The sequence below is a fragment of the Klebsiella sp. WOUb02 genome (assembly GCF_050058015.1).
GTDB lineage: Bacteria > Pseudomonadota > Gammaproteobacteria > Enterobacterales > Enterobacteriaceae > Klebsiella.
Genome location: NZ_CP170106.1, coordinates 201322 through 223539, shown reverse-complemented (window position 1 = coordinate 223539; position 22218 = coordinate 201322). Strand labels below are relative to the sequence as shown.

At 57.9% G+C, this 22218-nt stretch carries 19 protein-coding genes and 2 pseudogenes; 7 read left to right on the top strand and 14 right to left on the bottom strand.

Translation table 11 applies throughout. The features are described from left to right. Window positions 1-9: 9 nt before the first annotated feature. The 3 genes from ABOC21_RS03135 to ABOC21_RS03125 all read right to left on the bottom strand — a co-directional run bounded on the left by ABOC21_RS03135 (window position 10) and on the right by ABOC21_RS03125 (window position 3001). Window positions 10-432 carry a RidA family protein gene (locus ABOC21_RS03135; RefSeq protein WP_426812545.1) on the bottom strand — a complete coding sequence of 141 codons (423 nt, stop codon included), beginning with the start codon at window positions 430-432 and terminating at the stop codon, window positions 10-12. Window positions 433-460: 28 nt separating this feature from the next. Further along, window positions 461-1726: a flavin-containing monooxygenase gene (locus ABOC21_RS03130; protein ID WP_426812411.1), complete on the bottom strand. Its 1266-nt coding sequence runs from the start codon at window positions 1724-1726 to the stop codon at window positions 461-463. Between the two features lie 345 nt (window positions 1727-2071). Further along, window positions 2072-3001, bottom strand: coding sequence for a LysR family transcriptional regulator (locus tag ABOC21_RS03125; protein ID WP_426812410.1), 930 nt, complete (start codon window positions 2999-3001; stop codon window positions 2072-2074). Between the two features lie 530 nt (window positions 3002-3531). On the opposite strand from ABOC21_RS03125, the gene ABOC21_RS03120 reads away from it, so the two are divergent. Both ABOC21_RS03120 and ABOC21_RS03115 read left to right on the top strand, forming a co-directional pair. After that, window positions 3532-5022, top strand: a complete 1491-nt coding sequence (locus ABOC21_RS03120; RefSeq protein ID WP_426812409.1) for an aldehyde dehydrogenase — start codon at window positions 3532-3534, stop codon at window positions 5020-5022. A 48-nt stretch (window positions 5023-5070) separates the two neighbouring features. Further along, on the top strand, window positions 5071-6453 hold the full coding sequence (locus ABOC21_RS03115; RefSeq protein WP_426812408.1) for an aspartate aminotransferase family protein: 1383 nt from the start codon (window positions 5071-5073) through the stop codon (window positions 6451-6453). Window positions 6454-6516: 63 nt separating this feature from the next. On the opposite strand, the gene ABOC21_RS03110 is transcribed toward ABOC21_RS03115, so the two are convergent. From ABOC21_RS03110 to ABOC21_RS03085, 6 genes are all read right to left on the bottom strand, one after another. After that, window positions 6517-7932, bottom strand: a complete 1416-nt coding sequence (locus tag ABOC21_RS03110; RefSeq protein ID WP_426812407.1) for a purine-cytosine permease family protein — start codon at window positions 7930-7932, stop codon at window positions 6517-6519. Between the two features lie 208 nt (window positions 7933-8140). Next, window positions 8141-9607 carry an aldehyde dehydrogenase gene (locus ABOC21_RS03105; RefSeq protein WP_426812406.1) on the bottom strand — a complete coding sequence of 489 codons (1467 nt, stop codon included), beginning with the start codon at window positions 9605-9607 and terminating at the stop codon, window positions 8141-8143. Between the two features lie 11 nt (window positions 9608-9618). Further along, complete coding sequence (locus tag ABOC21_RS03100) at window positions 9619-10656, bottom strand: LLM class flavin-dependent oxidoreductase (protein ID WP_426812405.1); 1038 nt, start codon at window positions 10654-10656, stop codon at window positions 9619-9621. Window positions 10657-10675: 19 nt separating this feature from the next. Next, a complete protein-coding gene (locus ABOC21_RS03095) occupies window positions 10676-11602 on the bottom strand; it encodes a flavin reductase family protein (RefSeq protein WP_426812404.1) in 927 nt (308 codons plus the stop codon). Continuing rightward, on the bottom strand, window positions 11589-12434 hold the full coding sequence (locus tag ABOC21_RS03090) for an alpha/beta fold hydrolase (RefSeq protein ID WP_426812403.1): 846 nt from the start codon (window positions 12432-12434) through the stop codon (window positions 11589-11591). Before ABOC21_RS03090 ends, ABOC21_RS03095 begins: the two co-directional genes overlap by 14 nt. Further along, window positions 12406-13008 (bottom strand): amino acid synthesis family protein, encoded by a 603-nt coding sequence (locus ABOC21_RS03085; RefSeq protein ID WP_426812402.1) that lies wholly within the window; start codon window positions 13006-13008, stop codon window positions 12406-12408. Before ABOC21_RS03085 ends, ABOC21_RS03090 begins: the two co-directional genes overlap by 29 nt. Window positions 13009-13501: 493 nt before the next feature. On the opposite strand from ABOC21_RS03085, the gene ABOC21_RS03080 reads away from it, so the two are divergent. From ABOC21_RS03080 to ABOC21_RS03070, 3 genes are all read left to right on the top strand, one after another. Further along, entirely contained in the window at window positions 13502-14179 is a 678-nt protein-coding gene (locus ABOC21_RS03080) for a GntR family transcriptional regulator (RefSeq protein ID WP_426812401.1), read from the top strand. Window positions 14180-14182: 3 nt separating this feature from the next. Beyond that, the gene (locus tag ABOC21_RS03075) at window positions 14183-14473 is read left to right on the top strand and encodes a DUF1330 domain-containing protein (protein WP_426812400.1); all 291 of its coding nucleotides are present in this window, start codon (window positions 14183-14185) and stop codon (window positions 14471-14473) included. Between the two features lie 267 nt (window positions 14474-14740). Then, a complete protein-coding gene (locus ABOC21_RS03070) occupies window positions 14741-14929 on the top strand; it encodes a hypothetical protein (protein WP_426812399.1) in 189 nt (62 codons plus the stop codon). Window positions 14930-15211: 282 nt separating this feature from the next. Here ABOC21_RS03070 and ABOC21_RS03065 read toward each other — a convergent pair whose 3' ends face one another. Then, window positions 15212-16393, bottom strand: a complete 1182-nt coding sequence (locus ABOC21_RS03065) for a PLP-dependent aminotransferase family protein (RefSeq protein ID WP_426812398.1) — start codon at window positions 16391-16393, stop codon at window positions 15212-15214. A 131-nt stretch (window positions 16394-16524) separates the two neighbouring features. Then, window positions 16525-18397: pseudogene (gene gss, locus ABOC21_RS03060) on the bottom strand (bifunctional glutathionylspermidine amidase/synthase). A 221-nt stretch (window positions 18398-18618) separates the two neighbouring features. Between gss and ABOC21_RS03055 the strand changes: the two are divergent. Both ABOC21_RS03055 and yghU read left to right on the top strand, forming a co-directional pair. Beyond that, a complete protein-coding gene (locus ABOC21_RS03055; RefSeq protein WP_426812397.1) occupies window positions 18619-19179 on the top strand; it encodes a DsbA family protein in 561 nt (186 codons plus the stop codon). A 145-nt stretch (window positions 19180-19324) separates the two neighbouring features. After that, on the top strand, window positions 19325-20191 hold the full coding sequence (gene yghU, locus ABOC21_RS03050) for a glutathione-dependent disulfide-bond oxidoreductase (protein ID WP_426812396.1): 867 nt from the start codon (window positions 19325-19327) through the stop codon (window positions 20189-20191). A 31-nt stretch (window positions 20192-20222) separates the two neighbouring features. Here yghU and ABOC21_RS03045 read toward each other — a convergent pair whose 3' ends face one another. The 3 genes and pseudogenes from ABOC21_RS03045 to tnpA all read right to left on the bottom strand — a co-directional run bounded on the left by ABOC21_RS03045 (window position 20223) and on the right by tnpA (window position 22124). Beyond that, window positions 20223-20513 (bottom strand): DUF2623 family protein, encoded by a 291-nt coding sequence (locus ABOC21_RS03045; protein WP_426812395.1) that lies wholly within the window; start codon window positions 20511-20513, stop codon window positions 20223-20225. Window positions 20514-20592: 79 nt separating this feature from the next. After that, window positions 20593-21482 (bottom strand): annotated as a pseudogene (gene yghX / locus ABOC21_RS03040) (YghX family hydrolase). A gap of 213 nt (window positions 21483-21695) precedes the next feature. After that, a complete protein-coding gene (gene tnpA, locus ABOC21_RS03035; protein ID WP_426812394.1) occupies window positions 21696-22124 on the bottom strand; it encodes an IS200/IS605 family transposase in 429 nt (142 codons plus the stop codon). Window positions 22125-22218: the final 94 nt, after the last annotated feature.

The window sequence follows — 22218 nt, the reverse complement described above, 5'->3', positions numbered from 1 at the left end:
GGCGGCTCCTTATTTCACATAGCCATCGGGGATCACGGCGATCACGTCAATTTCCATCAGCCACTGCGGCTGCGCCAGGGCGGAAATAACCAGCCCGGTGGAGATAGGAAATACGCCCTTCAGCCACCTGCCGACTTCCTGATAGACCGGCTCGCGATAGCGCGGGTCGATAATATAGGTGGTGGTTTTCACAATATGCGAAAGGTCGCTTCCGGCCTCTTCCAGCAGCTGCTTGACGTTTTTCATCGCCTGCTCGGCCTGCGCCTGCGGGTCGCCCAGCCCCACCAGATTGCCTTCAAAATCCGTGCCCACCTGGCCACGCACGTAGACGGTGTTACCGGCGCGCACGGCCTGGCACAAATCGTTGTCCAGGCTCTGATTGGGATAGGTCTCTTTGGTGTTAAACATGCGAATACGGGTATGTGTCGGCATCATTTTTATCCTGATTAATAGCTACAGTTCAGCGCTGACCGGCATCCCGGTACTGGCTGTATTTCCGCTGGGTGGCGATATGGTCGGCAATGTGCTTCGCATCGTGCCAAACGCCCCAGATAAAGGTCGAACCCCGCCGCGACAGCCACGGCAGGCCGAGGAAATAGACCCCCGGTTCGCTGGATACGCCGCGCTGGTGCTGCGGGCGATTCTGCTCGTTAAAGGCGTTAACGTTGAGCCAGCCGTAATCGACGGCGTAGCCGGTCGCCCAGATAATGCTCGTCACCCCGGCCTGCGCCAGATCCAGAGAGAGGATCGGCGACGTCATGCACTGCGGATCGGCTAAAAATTCACGCGCCGCGGGCTCCGCCGGTAAATCGAGGCCGTTGGCGGCAACGTAGGCATCGGCGGCGTCCAGCAGCGAGAGGTAGTTTTCATCGCCGCGGCGGATGTTGTCGCACAGATCCGCCTGGAAGGTCGCGATGCCGGATGCAAACGCCTTCGTCAGCCCGACCAGGGTGATGCCGCGCTGCGCCAGCTCGCGAAAATCTACCGTCCGCCCGCCGTGGGCGCCGCTCACCGCGATGGTGACGTGCTCTTTCCCCGGCTCGCTGGCGGGAGCGTCCCACAGGCCCAGCACCCCCAGCCACCAGCAGAAATCGCGGCTGCGGTAGGAGCGCGGCGGCCGGTCGTGGGCGCCGACGGAGAGATAGACCTGGCGGCCCGCGCGCTGGAGCTCATCGGCGATCTGCACGCCGGAAGAACCGGCGCCAACCACCAACACCGCGCCGGCAGGCAGCTGCTCCGGGTTGTAGTATTTGGCGGAATGGATCTGATGAATGCTGCCCTCTTTCGGCGCAATCGGCGGAATAACCGGTTTCTGGAATGGCCCGGTCGCGGCAACGATACGCTGCGCTTCGATCACCCCATCCGTGGTTTCAACGGTAAAACCGGGACGTCCGCTGTTGCGCACCGCGCTTTTTACCTCCACGCCGGTACGCACCGGCAGGGAGAATTTCCTGACGTAATCTTCAAAGTATTGCGCCACGTCGCCCTTGGGAATAAAGCTATCCGGCTGGCCGCCTTTAAACTCCATTCCCGGGAAGCGGTCGTGCCACGCCGGGCCGTTCGCGACCAGAGAATCCCAGCGTCCGGTTCGCCAGGCCTCCGCGATACGGTTTTTCTCGATAACCAGATGCGAGATCCCCAGCTGAGTCAGATGCTCACTCATGGCAATACCGGCCTGACCACCGCCAACAATCAGCGTATCAATTTCTGTTTTTTCTACGGTCATAAATGTGTCCTTCGAATGGAGTTTAATCGCCAGGAATAAACCACTGCGCAGGACCGAGGTTAATAAACAGTAACAAACAGGTAAATTATTATAAATTTAGACCCTGAAAATAAAATAGTGATGCAGAGCGCAGCGCCTTGAATCTACAAGGTAAAAATGACGGCATCGCAAAAAAGCCGCTGAATAATTTTATACTTAATGCTGATTTATCGCCGCTAAGAGAGCAAAGGCGCGAGGATATAAAAAATATATGCAGAGGATCGTTTTTTTATATTCAGAAAATAAGGCGCGCAATATAAAAACGGCCCGTGCGGGCGCGGGCCGCTGCGCCGAATAAAATCCGCGTCAGGCTACCTGCACCTCCTGCTGCGGCGGGCTGAGTACCGCGTTGCGGCAATATTCCATAAACAGCTTAGCGGGATTAGTGGGCTCGCTGCTGCGCAGATGGGCCATTACCAGCGTCGAGTTGGCCATCTCATCCTGAATTTCGACGCAGCGCACCCGCTGCCCGTCGTAGGTGATATCAGAAACCGGGCGGGTCACCAGAACCGAAAAGCCCAGCCCCTGGCCGACCATGCAGCGCACCATCTCAATCGACGGCGAACTATAGGCCACCTGCGGGTTGTAGCCTTTATCTTTGAAAATACTGATGAAATAGTTACGGCTGGGGACGACGTCCAGCAGCACCATCGGCAGATGGCTCAGCTCCGACAGCTTAACCGACGCCCGCTGCGCCAGCGGGTGATTCGCCGGCAGCAGCGCGTAAGGCTTTTGCGGGGCGTTCAGGCTCTCGGTCTGAATGGAAATATCCAGCTCGAGATCGTACATAAACGCCAGATCGAAGCGGCCACGGTGCAGGCCGTGGGCAATTTCATGCTGCTCGCCGTCGTAAATTTTAATGGTGATATCCGGATAAATAGTCTTAAACCCGGCGATCAGCGACGGTAAATAGAGCGGCGCCGCGGTCTCAAAGCAGCCGATAGAGATAATTCCTGACACCAGTTCGTTATCGGCCCTCGAGTTTTGCTCGAACTGGTACGAGAGCCGGAGCAGCTCCTTCGCTTTTTCATAAAAGCGCTGCCCGCTGGAGGTCATGGAAACCCCCTGCGCATGGTGGCGAATAAAAAACTGCTGCTCAAACATATCTTCCAGGGTTTTCACCGCGATGGAGATAGACGGCTGCGCGATATGCAGCTGCCGGGAGGCTTCGGCAATGCTCTCCGCTTCGACAACGGCAACAAAGTATTTGAGCTGTTTCAGGGTGAAATGGGGCATACGATACCTTATTTTTTGTTGGCAAAGAGATAGGCTGAACAGGATTAAACTATGCTCCCCTTCGGGCGCAACCCCGCCGGCAAATAAAGATCAACAATCCGACATCGGTCAGATTTTTACAGAAAATTAACATGCAGGCGCTGGAAAAACGGCGGCCTCGTCACGGGACGGCGGCATAGCGACAACGGCCAAAAAAGACCGGTTATATTTTTTTAGTTACTTTACACCATTAATAACAATATTAGATATTTCCAGACGCGCCATCATAAGCCGACGTTAAAAGTCCGTCGTGAAAATAAAATCTCTTTAATTACATATCATTAAAATCTCAGATAGCGAGTTCCTTTGAGCAGCGTCACATAAAGCACCAGCGCAAAAATCATCGGGCCGGCGGCCGTTTGCCGGGCTAACAAAGTTTTTTATAGAGGTTACCTAAATTTTTAGTCCTTTCTCACTTCTCCCCCCTTCGGCATCATGAATTAACGGCAACAAACAAATAACAATTACGCAACACGATAACGGAGAGGCTTATGACTGACAGAAACTATTGGCACAGCAGGCTGCAGGAGCAGCGCTGGATCAGCCATGCCATCGTCGATGGCCAGCCCTACGTCGCCAAAAGCCGCCGCGTTTTCCCGGTTATCAACCCCGCGTCCAACGCGGTGCTCGCCGAGGTCACGGCGCTTCAGGCAGAAGATATTGCTATCGCGATCCAGTCTTCCCGTAAGGCCTTTGACTCGGGCGTCTGGTCGGGGCTCTCCGCGCAGGAGCGCAAGAGCGTTCTGCTGCGACTATCGGGGCTGATCCTCGAACATCGCGAAGAGCTGGCGCTGCTGGAGAGCGCGAGCATGGGTAAGCCGGTCAACGATGCGCTGAACGTTGACGTTCCCGGCGCGGCGCACGTTTTCTCGTGGTACGCCGAAAGCGTGGATAAGATTTACGACGAAGTGGCGCCCGCCAGGAAGGGCTCTCTGGCGACCATCACCCGCGAAGCCATTGGCGTCGTGGCAGCCATCGTGCCGTGGAACTTCCCGCTCGACCTCGCCTCATGGAAGCTCGGTCCGGCGCTGGCGGCGGGCAATAGCGTGATCCTCAAGCCGTCGGAGAACTCGCCGTTTTCGGCGCTGCGCCTCGCGGAGCTGGCGCTGGAAGCGGGTCTCCCGGCGGGGGTCCTGAACGTCGTTACCGGGCTGGGGACCGAAGCCGGCAGCGCCTTAGGCCTGCATAACGACGTCGATACCATTACCTTCACCGGCTCTACCGCCGTCGGCAAAGCCTTTATGGCCTACTCCGCGCAGTCCAACCTCAAGCAGGTCTGGCTGGAGTGCGGCGGCAAAAGCGCCAATATCATCTTCGCCGACTGCGAGGATCTCGATCTGGCCGCCGAAAAAGCGGCTTTCGCCATCTGCTTCAACCAGGGCGAGGTCTGCTCGGCTAACTCTCGCCTGCTGGTCGAGCGGACGATTTACGCCGAATTTATCGCGAAGCTGCAGGAAAAAATGCGGGCATGGGCGCCGGCTCACCCCTTCGATCCTGAGGCCAAAATGGGCGCCATGGTCAGCGCGGCGCATGCGCAAAAGGTCATGAACGCCATCCGCGCCGCCGAACGCGCCGGCGCCCGCGTCCTCGTCGGCGGTCGCGAGATTGAGATCGACGGCGTCGCGAACTACGTGGAACCGACGCTGATTGAAGCCGCGAATACCGATACCGCTCTGTGGCAGGAGGAGATTTTCGGCCCGGTGCTTGCCGTGATGCCTTTTGACGACGAACAGCAGGCCGTCACCCTGGCCAATCAGCACATTTACGCCCTCGCCGCCTCGGTGTGGACCGACGATCTCCACCGCGCCCATCGCGTTGCCGGAATGCTCAACGCCGGGACCGTATCGGTGAATACCGTCGATGCGCTGGACGTTACCGTGCCGTTTGGCGGCAATAAACAGTCTGGTTTTGGTCGCGACCTGTCTTTGCACGCCTTTGACAAGTTCACCAGCCGCAAAACGACCTGGTTCCAGTTTCGCTAGCACCCGGCAGCTTTCGCATTTTTAGATTCCGCTTACAGGAGAGAGAAGATGACTACCTCGAACAACCCGCAGCGCAGCACCCCGGATTACCAGAGCGCGGACGCCGCGCACCATATCCACGCCTTTCTCGACCAGAAGGCGCTGAACGCCGAGGGGCCTCGCGTGATGGTACGCGGGGAGGGTCTGTACCTTTGGGATAACGACGGCAACAAGTACCTCGACGGCATGTCCGGCCTGTGGTGCACCCAGCTCGGCTACAGCCGCCAGGATCTGGCGGATGCGGCAGCGGCGCAGTTCGCCAAACTGCCGTATTACAATATGTTCTTCCATACCACCCACCCGACGGTGATCGAGCTCTCCGAGCTGCTGTTCAGCCTGCTGCCGCCGCACTACAGCCATGCGATTTACACCAACTCAGGCTCTGAATCGAACGAAGTGCTGATCCGCACCGTTCGCCGCTACTGGAAGATCCTCGACAAGCCGCAGAAGAAGGTGATGATTGGCCGCTGGAACGGCTATCACGGCTCAACCCTGGCCGCCTCCGCCCTCGGCGGGATGAAGGCGATGCACGCCATGGGCGGCATGATCCCCGACGTGGCCCATATCGACGAGCCCTACTGGTATATGCACGGCGGCAGCCTGACGCCGCACGAGTTTGGCCTGCGCTGCGCAGGTCAGCTTGAGGAGAAAATACTGGAGCTGGGCGCGGAAAACGTGGCCGGTTTCATCGCCGAGCCGTTCCAGGGCGCGGGCGGGATGATATTCCCGCCGGAAAGCTACTGGCCTGAGATCCAGCGCATTTGCCGGAAGTACGACGTCCTGCTGTGCGCCGATGAGGTTATTGGCGGCTTTGGCAGAACCGGCGAGTGGTTCGCGCATCAGTACTTTGGCTTCGAGCCGGATACGCTGTCTATCGCCAAAGGGCTGACCTCCGGCTACGTGCCGATGGGCGGCCTGGTGCTGAGCAAACGCATGGCGGAAGTGCTGGTTGAAAAAGGCGGCGTCTTCGCCCACGGCCTGACCTACTCCGGCCACCCCGTTGCCGCCGCCGTGGCGATTGCCAACCTGAAGGCGCTGCACGACGAAAACCACGTCACCAACGTGCGCGACAACACCGGCCCGTATCTGCAGAAAATGCTGCGCGAGGTGTTCGACAATCACCCGCTAATCGGCGAAGTTCAGGGCGCCGGCCTCGTTGCGGCCCTGCAGTTCGCAGAAGATAAAAGCACCCGCCGTCGCTTCGCCAATGAGAACGAGCTGGCCTGGCGCTGCCGGACGATCGGCTTTGAGGAGGGGGTGATTATTCGCTCGACGCTGGGGCGGATGATTATGGCGCCGGCGCTGATCGCCGGACGTAGCGAACTGGACGAGCTGGTCGAAAAGACCAAACGCGCCGTCGACCGTACGGCGAAGGAGGCCGGCCTGCTGTAACTCTCTGCCCGCCGACAGGCCGGCGGCAGCGCAGGCGCGGGCATCCAGCCCGCGCCGCATCCTTCAGGAACCGTTATCCAACAGACCGCGCGCAACGTGCTCCTGCTCACGCATTGCGAACGGCAACGGGTCCCGACGATGAAAACGCAGATACGCCGCGCTGGTCAGGACCAGGCTTATCATCCACGAAATATCGGCGCCGGGGATCAGGTGCGCCCAGGGTCCGGTGAAGAAGGCGTTTTCAACAAACGGGATCTGAACCAGCACCCCGGCAAAGTAGATCAGCAGCGCGCGGCCGTTCACCAGACCGTAGCGCCCGCCGTCCGCGCTAAAGATGGCCGCAATATCGTAGCGCTGCTTGTTGATAACGTAGAAATCGAGCAGATTGATCACACACCACGGGATCAGCACGCCGATCAGCGCCCAAATCAGATTGAGGAAAAAGGCGACAAAGTTGGCCGCTGCCGCCACGGAAACCAGCACGCCCCCCACCAGTACAATGGCCGAGAAAATCATTCGCACCCGAGCATCCGGCCGCCACTCCGGGCGAAAAGTCTGCACAGCGGTAATCAGCGATAGCACCGATCCATACAGATTCATCGAGTTATGGCAGATAATATTCAGCAAAAACAGCACCATCAGAATCGGCCCCAGCCAACCCGTCGCCTGGCGCACCGCCATCATTGCATCGCCTTCACCGCCCACCGTATTGATGGCCACCACGCCGACCATAAACGCCAGAATGGTGCCGCTACAGGCGCCAAGCCATGTGCAGATAAACGGCTTAAAGACGCCGATACCGGCGGGTAAATAGCGCGAGTAGTCAGAGGTATAGGGTGAGAAGCTCATTTGCCAGACCGCACAAATGCAGAAGGTCGCAAACCATCCGCTGAGGTTAAACGCGCCGCGATGCCAGAAGCTGGCGGGCAGCGGCTGCAGCAGCATAATGACAAGCCCCGTCACCAGCGCAATCCCCATGACCCAGGCGCCAATTTTATTAATGCGATGGATAAAACGATAGCCAATCACACCGATAATCGTCGCCGCAATGGCGCCAATAACCGTCGCGCTGGTCACCGGCAGCGTGGGGATCACGTTATTGATGACCTTGCCGGACAGCGTGACGTTAGAGATAAAAAAGCCCAGATAGATCGCGGTGGTAAAAGCCACCACCAGCAGCGAGCCGTAGCGGCCAAACTGTGCCCGGCTTTGGACCATCTGCGGGATACCCACCCGCGGCCCCTGGGCCGACGTCAGGGCCAGAAATACGCCCCCGAACATATGGCCGGCAACAATTGCGCTGATGGCCGACAGAATATTGAGATGGAAGGTCTGGACAGATATTGCTCCGGTCACCACGGCCAGAGGGGCAATATTCGTACAGAACCACAGGGTGAACAGGCTGCGCGCCTGACCATGCCGCTCGTTCTCCGGCACATAGTCAACCGTCTTATTTTCAATTACGTGACTCCGGGACATTCGATCCTCCGCTAATGGGGATTTTTTATTTAATATGTAGGGTTCGGATACTAAAAAAGAGCACGACCTGGCCTGGGCTCATCATGATCCCGGTGGACTACAGGCTGGGTGGGTTATTCCATTAAGACAGCGGCCGCGCGCTCTTCATGAGACAACAGCAGCTGCCGTCGCGCCGGCCATAGCGCGACGAATACCGATCGAGCGCGATTCAGCGCATGATAAAAGGGTCGTCGATAGGCTCATCGCTGGTGCGTAGCCATACCGTTTTGGTGGTGGTGAACTCCAGCGCCGCCTCCATTCCCCCTTCCCGACCATGGCCGGAGAGACCGTAGCCGCCAAAGGGCGCCAGCGGGGAGACCATCCGGTAGGTGTTGATCCACACCACGCCGCAGCGCAGGTCGCGCGTCGCGCGATGGGCTCGCGCCAGGTTGCGGGTGAAAACCCCCGCCGCCAGGCCGTAATCTGTGGCGTTAGCCAGGCGAATCGCCTCAGCTTCGTCGCGGAAGGTCACGACGGAGAGAACCGGGCCAAAGAGCTCGCGCACAACGCTTTCGGCCTGCGGCACAGAGGAGCAGTCGAGTATCGTTGGCGGAAAGTAATAGCCCGGGGAATCGACGGAATAATTGCCGACGATACAGCGCGCGCCCTGCTCCAGAGAACGATTAACAACCTCTTCAATAAGCGATTTTTGCCGTTGGGTGCATAGCGGACCAAACTGCGTCGCCGCATCGTCAGGAGCACCGATAACGATGCGCTCCACGCGCGCCACCAGCTTTTCGAGCAGCCGTTCCTTCACGCTTTCGGCAACCAGCAGCCGCGAGCCGGCCACGCAGCTCTGCCCCGATGCGGCAAAAATCGCCGCCACCTGCGCGTTGGCGGCGCTATCCAGATCGGCATCGTCAAACACGATAAACGGCGATTTGCCCCCCAGCTCCAACGTGGTTTTACTGAGGTTTCGCGCACTATTACGCACGATATGGCGCGCCGTTTCCGGCCCACCGGTGAAGGCGATATGGGCAACGTCAGGGTGCGTGGTCAGCACGGTGCCGCACTCCTCAGCAAATCCGGTAATCACGTTGCAGACTCCCGGCGGGAAGCCGGCCTCAGCGATCAGGCGAGCAAAGGCCAGCAGCGGCGCCGGTGCGCTTTCCGCGGCTTTCACCACCAGGGTGCAGCCCGCCGCCAGCGCCGGGCCGATTTTCACCGCCGACAAAAATAGCTGGCTGTTCCACGGAATAATTGCCGCCACCACTCCTACCGGCTCGCGCCGGGTCCAGGTCTCGGTGTCCACCTTATCGATGGCCAGCGTCCGTCCTTCCATCTTATCCGCCAGGCCGGCGTAATAGCGGTAGTACTCCGCGACGTAGGCTATCTGCGAGCGGGTTTCGCGAATAATCTTCCCGGTATCCGCGGTTTCAAGCCGCGCCAGCTCTCCGGCATGTTGTTCCACCAGATCCGCCAGCTTCAGCAGCAGCTTTCCGCGCGCGCTGGCGGTCAGCCCGCGCCACTCCGGGGCCTCAAAGGCGCGCTTCGCAGCGGCAACCGCGCGGTTCACCTCGTCGCTTCGCGCCTCGGCTATCTCTGCCCAAGGCTGCGCCGTGGCCGGGTTAAGCGATACGAAGCTGGCAGCACCAGATTCAAAACGACCATCAATATAGAGCTTGAACGATTCCATCTCGACACCTGTTAATGAAATTCGGGCATAACCTGCTGGATAAAGCGGGTCAACGAGGCTTTCTTACGCTCGAACGACATTCCGCTATCGATCCACAGGGCGAACTCGTCATAGCCCAGCGCCTCATACTTCTTCAGCCGGGTAATCACCTCGTTTGGCGTACCGATAGCGAGATTCTTGCGCATCACCTCTGCGGAGTAGTAGCCGTTAGCCGCAATCTCCTCCTCGCTCAGCGGCTGAATAAGTCCCTGGCTGACCGGACGCTCGTTTTTAAACCATGTGCCGAAGTAGTTGTAAAAGCGGTTCAGCTCCCGAGCTGCCTGGCAGGCATCGGATTCATCTTCCGCCACAAAACCGTGCTGGAGCAGCATAATTTTCAGCGGTTTTTCCGGCGCCAGGCGGGCGCGCGTTTCGTGGAAGCACTCGGCGAGGCGGACGATCTCCTCTTCACCCTGGTGCAGCGGCGTCACCTGCACGTTACAGCCATTGATCACGGCAAACTCATGGCTGTTGGGGTCGCGGGCGGCAATCCAGATCGGAGGATGCGGCCGCTGCTTCGGCTGCGGCGAGGAGGTGGATGACGGGAACTGCCAGAACTCTCCCTGATGTGCATAATCGCCCTCCCACAGTTTTTTCACCGCCGGCACCAGCTCGCGCATCCGCTGTCCGGCTTCCCAGGCGGTGAGACCGGGCATCATGCGCTCATACTCATAGCTATAGGCGCCGCGAGCGATTCCCAGCTCCAGGCGACCGCCGGTAATTATATCGGTCATCGCCGCTTCCCCGGCCAGCCGCAGCGGGTGGTTAAACGGGGCGACAATGGTGCCGGTACCCAGGCGCACGTTTTTGGTTCGGTTGGCTAAATCGGCAAGGTTGATAAACGGATTCGGCGCAATCGTGAAATTCATACCGTGGTGCTCACCGGTCCAGATGGCATGCATTCCCGCCTGGTCAGCCATTTCACATAGCGTCATCATCTCACTGTAGAGCCGATCCTGCGGCTCATCCGGCGAGATTCGTTCCATATGGATAAATAATGAGAGTTTCATCAGAGGCTCCAGATTAGGTTCAGCTGGCGAATTGTTTGACCAGGCCGTTGAGCTCGTCGCCGTAATAAATGCTGTAATTACCGACGGCATTTTCCCGAACAAAGCGGTTCATCAGCGATTTCAGCGCTGAGTCACTAATCGGCAGTGCGGCGATTTTTTCCAGATCGAACCACTGCGCGTTTTGCAGCACCGGCAGCTCGCCTTCCGCCTCGGTCGGCAGCGCGCACAGGAAGACAATATGCTGCTTGTTGTTCTGGCGATTTTCATAAACCGAGTAGACAAACCCCGGACTGGCGTGAACGGCCAGTTCGCTGATTAACGCGTTGAGGGTATCGCTGACGCTGCCCTTTGCGACGCTGCGGGTCGGCAAACGATAGCTGCCCTCATGCCCGACCATCACCGCCCGGCCCTTGAGCTCAATCAGCGCGCTGACCTCAACGCTGAGCCGGTTAATTAGGGCTTGCGCGTTGTGGTACGGCGTGAAATATGCGCCGCGGTAGTAGCCCAGGCCGGCCGTACCGGTCGAGTCAAAGTCCTCGACCCTGCCGATTAAAATGGCGTGGTCGCCAGCGTCCACCACCTGCTCCAGCGCGCAGTCAAACCACGCGGAACAGTCGTCAATCAGCGGCGTACCGTTTTCGCTGGCGCGCCAGTCGATCGCCCCGAAGCGATCGTCGACCTTCTGCGCAAAGATATTGGAAGTCTCCTGCTGCTGCTCGGCAAGAATGTTAATGGCAAAAAAGCGGCACTCGGTAAAGTTGGCGTAATTTGCCGAACGCTTATCGATGCTGACCAGCAGCAGGGCCGGATCCAGCGAGACCGATGAGAATGAGTTAGCGGTGAAGCCAATGGGTTCGCCGCTTTTACCGCGGCTGGTCACCACGGTGACGCCGGTCATGAAGGCGCCAAACGCGTCGCGAAGCTGTCTACGTTTATCTGTTTGCATAAGAAAGTCCTGCCGTTTCGGTTTTGTTGCCCTGTGACGCGGGGTCGTACTGCAAAAAGCTCAGCATTTCGTGATTTACCCGTCGGGCATCTGTCAGGCTGACCATATGCCGCGCCCCGGCCACGATCACCACCTGCCCCTGCGGCGCCGCGGCGGCCATCTCCCGCGCCATTTGCGGGCTGGAGTTAGCGTCCAGCTCGCCGGTGAGCACCAGCACCGGACAGCGCATCTCCTGCCAGCGGTCGGCGTACAGCCGGTCGCCGTCGGCGAAGGCCTGATAGGCCGCGGCGTAGCCCTGCTGATTGACTTCGGCCAGCCAACCGCCGACCTGCTCGCGCAGAAGAGCCTCCTGCGCATCATCGCTAAACCAGCGCGAGAGTGGCGAATCGAGCTGAGCTTTGCCCGCCGCCAGCTCCCTGGCCCGCTGCCGCACCGCGCGGCTGGCGGCCTCATTGCGGCGATAAACGCCGCTCATCACCACGGCATGGCTAATCTGCTGCGGATGGTCGATTGCCAGCCCGGCGGTAATCAGCGCACCCATAGAGTGCCCGGCGACGGCAAAACACTCCTCCGGCTGGGTGTGAAGAAAATCGGACAGCCAGCCAACATAGTCCGTTAGAGCGACGGGCTGGCGGAACGCATCGCTCTCCCCATGTCCCGGCATGTCGACGGCGATCACCCGAAAATCACGGCTTAGCACCTCTATCTGCGGATACCACGAGGCCGCATTCATACCGACGCCGTGAATCAGGACCAGAGGCTCGCCTTCACCCGCCTCCAGGTAGCTGACCCGCATCTGGCGGTCAGACAGCAGCTGGGTTTTGCGCATCATGGCCTAACTCTTTCAGGTCGGAATAACGGTTGCCAATGCGGTGATGCGGACGGCCGCCGGTTGCGGCGCCTAAGGCCACCAGGATTTCGTCATAGCGCGGCGCATCGCTGATATTGAACTGCATCGTCAGGTAGTGCTCGCGGCTACCTTCGTCGTTTTTATGCATCATCGGGATGAGCACCGCCGAGTTAGCCGGACCGCGCGTATTGTTGAAGGCCAGATAGTTTTTGCTCTGCACCGCGCTGCGGTAATGGTTACCGAAATGCAGAGTGTGAATCAGCGCGGAGGCGTGCTCCAGCTCGCCGTCGAGACCGACAAGCGCGCTCTTGCCAAAGGCTTCGATATTCTCGCCGCTGCCCGTCTCGTTGATAATCAGGCGGGTCAGCAGTTCGCCCAGAATCGGCGCAAACTCACGGATCTGCGGCGTCAGGTCATCGACAAAACCCTGCCCTGCCCACGGGTTGCGAATGACTGCCGCGGCCGCAATCATCACCAGCGGTTTCGCCGCCGCTTTCCCCCCATCAACATAGACCGTTTCCGTTGTAACTAACGTTTTACGAATCGCGGGATGCATAAACTCTCCTCAACATGGTTAATGAATTGATAATTAAATGTTTCGGGAGTGGTATAGCATTGGCGAAATTAAGCTGTCAAAATATGGTATACCATAATACGGTATGATTAATTTTGCGGTTTTGTCATCTCCCTGACAGCCTGCGGTATGAAGTAACTCAGTGATTACCTTCGCGTTTAGCCAAGGGGAACCGTTGACCGATTTAGCAAATACGTCCCCCGCGCCCCGCCTTCGGGATGGCGGAAAGAGACAAATAAAAGAATAATAAAATCAACAAATTAATTAATTTTTCGCCGGGAGGTGTTTTTTTATTCAGCAGAGTTTAGATTTGTGAGCCAGCGCAATTTTGCTCATTTCAGACCACGGAAAAGCGGGGTTATCCTGCATGAGCGGGCATTGCGTCAGCGAACAAAAGGGTGCTAATAGTAAAACGATTCTCCTCTGCGGGCCGTGTAGCCGCTTTTGACTCATTCGATAAACACAGAGGGATTTGATGGTTGATAACCATTCGCTAAAAATTGAGACCGTACCGATCACGCTGCGCGAGCTGGCCCTGACCAAGGTCCGTCAAGCGATTATCGCCGGCTATTTCAAAGCCGGCGACCGGCTGGTTGAGCGCCAGCTTACCGAACAGCTTGGCGTCAGCCGCAGCGTGGTGAGGGAGGTCATTCGCTATCTTGAAGCCGAGGGGCTGATCGAAACCCTACCCAAAAAAGGGCCGATCGTTGCGGTGCTCAACTGGGAGAGCGCCGAGCAGATCTACAACATTCGCATGCTGCTTGAGCAGGAGGCGGCCTGGGATTGCGCAAGGCTGGCAAATGCGGAGGATAAAGCTCGCCTGTATGCGCAGCTGCAGCAAATTGCCCAAGCCTCGCGCGAGCATGACGATATCAAACGGGTTGAAGCTTCTCAGGCCTTCTATGAGACCCTGTTTCAGGTTGCGAAGCACACTATCGCGTGGGAAATCGTGCAGCGCCTCAATAGCCGAATCAGCCGCCTGCGCGCGCTAACGCTGGCGTCGCCCGAACGCCAGGTCGCCGGCTTTGAGCGGATGTCACGCATTTATCACGCTATCGACAGCAACGATCCGCCGCTGGCAAAGCAGGCGGTTTTTGATCACCTCAGCGAAGCCTCGCTGCTGGCAAAAGAGATCCTTTCCCGACAGGAGTAGACGATGGCAGCGTACTGGATTGCCCACGTGAATATTCACGATCCGGAGCAGTATCAACACTATATGGATTTAGCGCCAGCGGCCTTTAGCCGCTATAACGCGCGCTTTATCGCCCGCGGCGGCCAGGCGCAAACCCTTGAGGGCCAGCCCTTCGCCAAACACGTGCTGATTGAGTTTGCCGATATGGAAAGCGCCCTGGCCTGCTACCACTCAGCCGAGTATCAGCAGGCCAGGGCGGCGCGAGCGGAGGTTGCCGAAGCGATGATTACTCTCGTCGAAGGCCTGCCGGCCTGATGGCCCGAACGCCCACGGGCCTCCGCCGGAAGCTGAGACGGTAACAATTTCATCTTAAACGTCGCCCCGCCGATGATTTGCGCAGCACCCGGCGGGATCGACGAAACGTTACGCGATGCGTAAAGGTGAAACAGAAATTATGTTGCAAAAAATCAGGGAGTTCGCTTGCATAACCGTTGGCAATGGTTGCTGTTACCACAAAAAGTAGTTGATCTGATACGCACAAGCTCTTATTTTGCTTATCAGTTTTTCAAATGAGATAAAACCATGCCTACTATTACAGCCGGTAGTATGAAAGAAGCCAAAGAATTAATTAACTGCGGAAAATACAGGGAAATTGTTCTTAACTTTGATATTGATGCCGACGATTTTTTCATTCTCGCGACATCCCAGCACACCACCAAAATCACCATTTCCGACAAAAGCACCCACTCACCGGTAAAATTAGAAAAATAATTAAAAACCTCTGAGGTATTTCTTATGTTGCTATTTATTGGCACAGCGGCAGTTGCTTTTCTCTCTTCATTAATGCTGATCTGGCTCGACGATCGCATCAGCGAGCAGGATTAACCTCCAGCGCGCAGTTCTCTTCTCTTATTTTACATGCCCGTATGCGCTCGTCGTGAAGCGCTACGGGCTGTTCCAGCAGGCGTCATTCAACCAGGCTACGGCTCATCGTTGTGCGGAAAAGCGTGAAGGCTCCGCGCCGTCCGGCGACGCGGAGTGAAAGCGCGGTCGTTACAGCGATTTCGCCAGGCGTTCGACGGCGGTCAGCAGACCCGCTTCCGACACCGTTGAGTAGGAGAGGCGCAGCGTGCGGGTATCCGGATTGTCGTTATAGAACGCTTCACCCGGCACGTAGACCACGCCGTTTTCGAGGGTCTTTTTCATCCATTCCATGGTATCGAACGGATAGCGGAAGCGCGCCCACAGGAACATGCCGCCTTTTGGTCGGCTGAACTCCAGATGCTCGCCAAGCTGGCTCTCAAGGGCATCGGCCAGCCCGACGCACTTCTTGCGATAGTCTTCACGAATCAGGGCGATCTGGCTCTCCAGGCGATTCATCGCCAGATATTCCGCGGTAATCACCTGCGACAGCATGTTGGTGTGGAGATCCGCCGCCTGCTTAACGATCACCGTCTGCTGCGCCAGCCAGTCCGGCATCACGATCCAGCCAATGCGCATGCCCGGGGCGAGGATCTTGGAGAAGGTCGAGGTGTAGACCACCTGGTCTTCGCAGCCGAGCTCCTGCGCGTACTGATACAGCGGACGGCGGACTTCGTCGGTAAAGCTGATTTCGCCGTAGGGATCGTCTTCGATAATCACGAAATCATGCTGCTTCGCCAGCTCAACCACCCGACGGCGGCGATCGGCGCTCAGGGTTTTGCCGCCCGGGTTGCCGAAGGTTGGCACCAGATACACGGCCTTCACCTTCGTCGTCTCCAGCAGGTCCGCCAGCTGTTCCACCAGCATGCCGTCGTCATCGGTATCGACGCTAAGGATATTCGCCTGCGCCAGCTGGAACACCTGCAGCGCGGCCAGGTAGGTCGGGCGCTCGACGACGATCGCATCGCCCGGATCGAGCAGCGTACGCGCGACGATATCCAACGACTGCTGCGAACCTGAGGTGATATAGACATGGCTTGCCGGGCAGGCAACGCCGCGCGCCTGACACAGTTCGCTGACGGCCTGACGCAGCGGCGGATAGCCTTCGGTCAAACCGTACTGGAACGCATCGTTGAAACGCCCGCCCATTGCCTGCTGCACCGCCAGATTCAGGCCTTCGGTATCAAACAGCTCCGGAGCCGGGATCCCACCGCCCAGTGAAATAACGCCGGGCAGTTTACTGTGCTTGAGAAGTTCGCGGACGGCGGAGGGCTTAAGTTCACCCGCGCGGGCGGCGAGTCGCCGATCGTGCATATTATTTTCCTTTTTTGTCTGTCTTGTTGTTGTGGTTTGTTAACTATTTAGTACCCGGTTTTAGCGAAAATGCCCCGGCAGCGCGACGCTTCCGGGGCTTTTGCGGGCCGTGCGATTCGGCGCCGCCGGGATTATCGTCTATCGTTGTCTTTCAACACAATTAGCGGTTCGATATCGCTCTCTTTTTTGACCACCAGCGAATCGTCGCCGCGCAGGCAGGTGCCGCCGTAGTTGCCGCCAACGGTAAAGGTGCATACCTGAATGTATTTACCATCCACTTTCGGCAGGCACCACAGACTGCTGGTAAATATTTTTGCGATCGACAAACTTCCCGCTGGTCTTATCCAGCACCTCGTCGTCGGGACTTATCAGATCGATATTGTTCCCGCAGCGCCCGGAGATGGGCTTAATGGCATAGCCGGTTTTCGCCAGATCGTCGTTGACGACGAAATCAGTATCCAGCAGATAGCGATGGTTCGGGAACAGCGACCACAGCACCGGCAGAATCGCCTTGTTGCCGGGGATCACCGTCCACAGCGGTTCGAATACCAGCACCTCGGGGCGCAGCAGAACGTCAATCAGCCGCACCTCATTTTGCGGATGCCCGGTACGGATCGGCACGGCGGCGTACTCGTCGGCGCTGACCTCGCGCACCTGCTCGATGGCGGTTTCCCATGCCCAGGTTTTCCAGACGCAGTTAACCAGCCGCCCGTCGCCGTCAATCAGCTGTCCGGCGGCGTCCCAGCGCAGCTCATCGAGGCCAAAGAGGATTTTGCTGTCGAAGCCGGCCTGGGTGAGCGATCGCTGAATAAACAGCGCATGATAGTTCTCCTCCAGATCCTTATCCTGCATGATGTGCACAAAAGGCCGCGCCCGGCTGTGCTTCCACGCCCCCGCCAGCTCATCCAGCAGATCTTCCGCCGGGTTATGCCCGCTGCCGTAGTAGCCCTGCTTCAGCCACTGTTCGAGGATCAGCCCGCCTTCGGTATGACAAGAGGCGGAGTCGGCGTTGTATTCATAGACCTTCAGCCCGCGCTCGTCCATACAGAAATCCATGCGGCCGGTAATCATATGGTGGCGACGTCGCTGCCACGAGAGGCGCAGACGCGGCCAGAGAATTTTGGGGATATCGAACAGCGCCAGCAGGCTGTCGTCTTTCATCACCTTATCGGTGGCGTGCAGGTACATCAAATGCAGCTCGTTGGTCGCCTTGATCAGCTCCTGCTCGGCGCTTTCGGTAATGGTGAAATACTGGTAGGGATCGGCGTTAATAAAGTGGCCGTTGGCGTCAACGTAGGCTTTCTGCAGCGTATCTTTTTCGTTCAGCCACTTACCGCGAAACTGCCCGTTGTTCGGCAGGCGGGCGCCGCGAATGGTCATCGCTTCGCCCGGCAGCACCGGCTGCGGCAGGCTGTGCTCGGTATCGGCGGTCTGGATCATCCAGCCGAGGATCTGGGTATCCGTAAAGGTATCTTTCAGGGTGTAGATGCCGTCCTTCACGTCGAGGATTAATTCACGGGTCCACTGCTGGCCCTGCGGCAGCGGCCTGTGGATAACGTTTTGCTCGGCGATCCTGACCTTATTACCCACCAGTTGGGTAATCACCGCCACGTGGCCGGTATGCTTGAACTCGCCGCCCTTCTGCCAGACCAGCAGAGAGCCCGCCATCGGCGGACGACGCGAGCCGTTAGCAAAGGCCTGCAGCGGCAGAATGTTGTCGTTAACCACCTCGCGCAGAAAGCGCAGGGAGAAGATTTCGTACGCCATGCCGACGTCGGTGAAGACAAAACCGTAGGTGAGAAACAGGAAGCGGCGCGCGAACTCAACGCACTGCCATTTGTGCCCCATATACTCGTTATTGATATAGCTGCGGAACGTGGCGTCATCCGGATAGTCTTGCGGATTTAAGCTGCTGTAGTTCGATGAATAGATTGCCACGCCGCCCGGCGCGTAGCCTAACAATGTACCAAAAGGGGCATCGCTGCTTGTCGATCCTTTGCTCATTAGCCTGACCTCAAATTAATGCAGCCCGGGCAGTTGGCGGAACAAAACTCCCTCTTCTTATCCTGCCGCAGGCACTTACCAGACAGAGGTGGAATAATGATACCACTCATTCGGTTTGCGAATTGTGCCCTTACGGAAAATAACCCTGCGCCGCAGGGCAAAAGTGATATCGTTTATCTCAGATATAACAACAAATCGCGAATTAACGTCAGGAGTTGATTATGAGCACACAACCACATCTGCAAGCACAACCGCTGGTCTGGGGACATGGCCCGCGTACCTTCGAGGTTTTCCTGGAGCCGACCTGCCCGTATTCGGTACGCGCATTCAATAAGCTCGACGACCTGCTCGACGAGGTCGGCGCGGATAACGTGACCATCAAAGTTCGCCTGCAGTCCCAGCCCTGGCATATGTTCTCGGGGGTCATCGTACGCTGTATTCTGGCGGCCTCCACCCTGCCGCACGGCAGAGAGCAGGCGCATAAGGTACTGCAAGCAGTAGCCGATCATCGCGAAGAGTTCGAATTCACCGACCACTGCAGCGGGCCGAATATGAACGCTACCCCGCAGCAAATCGTTGAGCGTATCGAGCGCTACAGCCACGTTCTACTGTCCGACGCCTTCGCCCGCCCAGAGCTGCAGGCGGAGATCAAATGGCACAGCAAATATGCGCGCCAGAACGGTATCCACGTGTCGCCAACCTTTATGGTCAACGGGCTGGTGCAGGCGGATCTCGGCAGCGGCGACGATATTAGCGTCTGGGCCGCGCGGATAATGGCCTGATTTAGGGCGCAGCCCCGGCGTGCGTAACGCGGCCGGGGAAGCCGTCCGGGTATATCGCCAGCGGGTGAATAAGCCTCACACTGTTAAATCCTTAATACGCCACCTGCTACACTCCCTGAACACCTCACTACAAAGGCAGATCAGCATGTCAGAGAATAACTACCAACCCCCGAAAGTGTGGGAATGGAAGCAGAACAATGGCGGCGCGTTCGCCAACATCAACCGTCCTGTCTCCGGCGCAACCCATGAACAAGAGCTGCCGGTCGGCTCGCATCCGCTGCAGCTTTACTCCCTGGGAACGCCTAACGGCCAGAAGGTGACGATCCTGCTGGAAGAGCTGCTGGCGCTGGGCGTGAGCGACGCGGAGTATGATGCCTGGCTGATTCGGATCGGCGAAGGCGATCAGTTCTCAAGCGGCTTCGTTGCGGTGAACCCGAACTCAAAAATCCCTGCGCTGAGCGATCGCTCAACCACGCCGCCAACGCGCGTGTTCGAGTCCGGCAACATTCTGCTTTATCTCGCGGAGAAGTTCGGTTTCTTCCTGCCCAAAGATCCGGCCGGGCGCACCGAGACGCTGAACTGGCTGTTCTGGCTACAGGGCGCGGCGCCGTTCCTCGGCGGCGGTTTTGGCCACTTCTTCAACTACGCGCCGGTGAAAATCGAGTACGCCATCGACCGCTTCACCATGGAAGCCAAGCGCCAGCTCGACGTGCTGGACAAACAGCTCGCCGCTAACCGCTACGTAGCCGGGGAAGAGTACACCATCGCCGATATGGCGATCTGGCCGTGGTACGGCAACGTGGTACTCGGTGGCGTCTACAATGCCGCCGAATTCCTCGATGCCGGGAGCTATAAAAACGTTCTGCGCTGGGCGCAGGACGTAGGCAGACGCCCGGCGGTTCAGCGCGGACGGATCGTTAACCGCACCAACGGCCCGCTTAACGAACAGCTTCACGAGCGCCATAGCGCCAGCGACTTCGACAGCCAAACCGAAGACAAGCGTCAGGCCTAAGGCTACGCCAGCCGAAGGCTTCGGCCTTCGGCTACTTGCGCTCCAGGCGGTATCCCGCCATAAAGTAGCGCATCGCGGTGCAGGAATTTCCCTCCTTAAAGAAATCCATAACCATATTCCGGTCCAGACCATAGCGTCGGGTGAGAATCCCGGCCTCCCACGCGCTCAGCTGGCGATCGCCGGTCTTTTCAAACATCCGCTGAGAATAGCCGAGCACAAACCCGCGCTTATAGTCGGCACAGAAATTCGCGGCGCTGCTGGCGCTGTCGGCCTGAGCCGCCTGCAGCCCGGCCATTAAACCTTTACCAAAATGGTTATCCATCGCTTTCCCCTCAATCGTTATATACAAAATTATATAGCGACTTTTTGAGCAATGGGTAGCGCTATTTCAGCCGATCGCGCTAGCGTAAATACTTCCCGAACCAGGCGAGGGTTCTCTGCCACGCCAGACTCCGCGGCGGCCCGGTCATAGCGCGGCGTGGAGTCGTTATGAAATCCGTGATTAACCCCCTGATAAATATAGGCCTCATAGATCTTATGCTGCGCTTTCAGCGCCTCTTCATAGGCCGGCCAGCCTTGGTTGATGCCGCTATCGAGGCCGGCGTAGTGCAGCAGCAGCGGCGCCTGAATCTTATCGACCTCGTTGAGCGGCGGCTGCCGGCCGTAGAACGGCACCGCGCAGGCCAGTTCAGGGATCGCCACCGCGGCGGCGTTGCAAACGCCCCCGCCGTAGCAAAAACCGGTGATGCCGACTTTTCCCGTCGCCTGCGGATGCTTCGCCATAAACGCCACCGCGGCAAAAAAGTCGTTCATCAGCTTCACGGGATCGACTTTCTGCTGCAGCTCCCGCCCCTCATCATCATTGCCGGGATAGCCGCCGACGGAGCTCAGGCCGTCCGGCGCCAGGGCGATATAGCCCGCCTTCGCCACCCGCCGGGCAACGTCTTCAATATAGGGGTTGAGGCCGCGGTTCTCATGCACCACCACCACCGCCGCGGCTTTGCCGGTCATCTTCGTCGGTGTTACCTGGTAAGCGCGCACTTCGCCATGACCGTCCGCAGAGGGGTAGTGAATATACTCCGCGCGGATATCCGGGTCGGTAAACGCCACCTGTTCCGCCAGGGCATAGTTGGGTTTTAGCAGGTTAAACAGCGCCAGCGCAGTCATGCCGCCCACCGTATATTTCCCCGCCAGCCTGGAGAAATTCGCGTTTGCTGATTTTGCCGTGGGCATAGTAGTCATAGTACTCGAGCAGCTGCTGTGGAAAATCTTTGGCCGTCAGTCGCGTCATCGCATGTTCTCCGTAAGTGAAGGCCCTTTAAGCAAAGCATAAGCTCGCCGGGATGCCAGAAATCTCGCGCAGTGTGATCCAGCAAACGCCTGCTCAGCGGTTTAGCGTATAAAGTAGAACGTCGTTTTAAGTAAGTATCCTCCGGCAGAGCCGGAGGCTTTAGGGTGAGCGCCTCAAAGGCGCCGACAAACCATGAGCCGCCCAGGGCGGCTGCTATACGTTCAGTTTCATTTGATCGTATCGTTCGTCTTCTCTCTCCTGGTTGCGTATGTACGCCCTGACCGTGGCTTCATCCAAACCAACGGTTGAAACGAAATAACCTCGAGCCCAGAAAACTTCACCGGTGAAGTTTTTACCTCTGCCGAAGTGTCGTGCTATCGCTATCGCACTTTTTCCCTTCAGATAGCCGACTACTGTCGATACCGAGTACTTTGGCGGTATGCTGATGCACATGTGGACATGATCGCGCATCAGATGCCCCTCCAGAATCTGACAGCCCTTCTGGCTCGCAAGCTCGTGGAATATTTTTCCCAACTCATGCCGCAGCGCACCATATAACCGCTGCTTCCGGCGTTTAGGGATATAAACCACGTGATATTTACAGTCCCATTTCGTATGGCTTAAGCTCTGATAGTCTCTCATCACGAATCCTCATCTCTTGGCGGAGATTTCAGATTCGCGCGACTGACTTAAAGGTCAAACCTTTCGGAGTCCCCCGGCAAAGCCGGGGGTTTAC

Coding starts and splice junctions, on each gene's coding strand:
- ABOC21_RS03075 (WP_426812400.1), top strand. CDS start 14,183: ATGGCAGCGTACTGGATTGCCCACGTGAATATTCACGATCCGGAGCAG.
- ABOC21_RS03045 (WP_426812395.1), bottom strand. CDS start 20,513: ATGGATAACCATTTTGGTAAAGGTTTAATGGCCGGGCTGCAGGCGGCT.
- ABOC21_RS03055 (WP_426812397.1), top strand. CDS start 18,619: ATGAGCACACAACCACATCTGCAAGCACAACCGCTGGTCTGGGGACAT.
- ABOC21_RS03095 (WP_426812404.1), bottom strand. CDS start 11,602: ATGCAAACAGATAAACGTAGACAGCTTCGCGACGCGTTTGGCGCCTTC.
- tnpA (WP_426812394.1), bottom strand. CDS start 22,124: ATGAGAGACTATCAGAGCTTAAGCCATACGAAATGGGACTGTAAATAT.
- ABOC21_RS03130 (WP_426812411.1), bottom strand. CDS start 1,726: ATGACCGTAGAAAAAACAGAAATTGATACGCTGATTGTTGGCGGTGGT.
- ABOC21_RS03125 (WP_426812410.1), bottom strand. CDS start 3,001: ATGCCCCATTTCACCCTGAAACAGCTCAAATACTTTGTTGCCGTTGTC.
- ABOC21_RS03090 (WP_426812403.1), bottom strand. CDS start 12,434: ATGATGCGCAAAACCCAGCTGCTGTCTGACCGCCAGATGCGGGTCAGC.
- ABOC21_RS03085 (WP_426812402.1), bottom strand. CDS start 13,008: ATGCATCCCGCGATTCGTAAAACGTTAGTTACAACGGAAACGGTCTAT.
- ABOC21_RS03110 (WP_426812407.1), bottom strand. CDS start 7,932: ATGTCCCGGAGTCACGTAATTGAAAATAAGACGGTTGACTATGTGCCG.
- ABOC21_RS03070 (WP_426812399.1), top strand. CDS start 14,741: ATGCCTACTATTACAGCCGGTAGTATGAAAGAAGCCAAAGAATTAATT.
- ABOC21_RS03080 (WP_426812401.1), top strand. CDS start 13,502: ATGGTTGATAACCATTCGCTAAAAATTGAGACCGTACCGATCACGCTG.
- yghU (WP_426812396.1), top strand. CDS start 19,325: ATGTCAGAGAATAACTACCAACCCCCGAAAGTGTGGGAATGGAAGCAG.
- ABOC21_RS03105 (WP_426812406.1), bottom strand. CDS start 9,607: ATGGAATCGTTCAAGCTCTATATTGATGGTCGTTTTGAATCTGGTGCT.
- ABOC21_RS03065 (WP_426812398.1), bottom strand. CDS start 16,393: ATGCACGATCGGCGACTCGCCGCCCGCGCGGGTGAACTTAAGCCCTCC.
- ABOC21_RS03115 (WP_426812408.1), top strand. CDS start 5,071: ATGACTACCTCGAACAACCCGCAGCGCAGCACCCCGGATTACCAGAGC.
- ABOC21_RS03100 (WP_426812405.1), bottom strand. CDS start 10,656: ATGAAACTCTCATTATTTATCCATATGGAACGAATCTCGCCGGATGAG.
- ABOC21_RS03135 (WP_426812545.1), bottom strand. CDS start 432: ATGCCGACACATACCCGTATTCGCATGTTTAACACCAAAGAGACCTAT.
- ABOC21_RS03120 (WP_426812409.1), top strand. CDS start 3,532: ATGACTGACAGAAACTATTGGCACAGCAGGCTGCAGGAGCAGCGCTGG.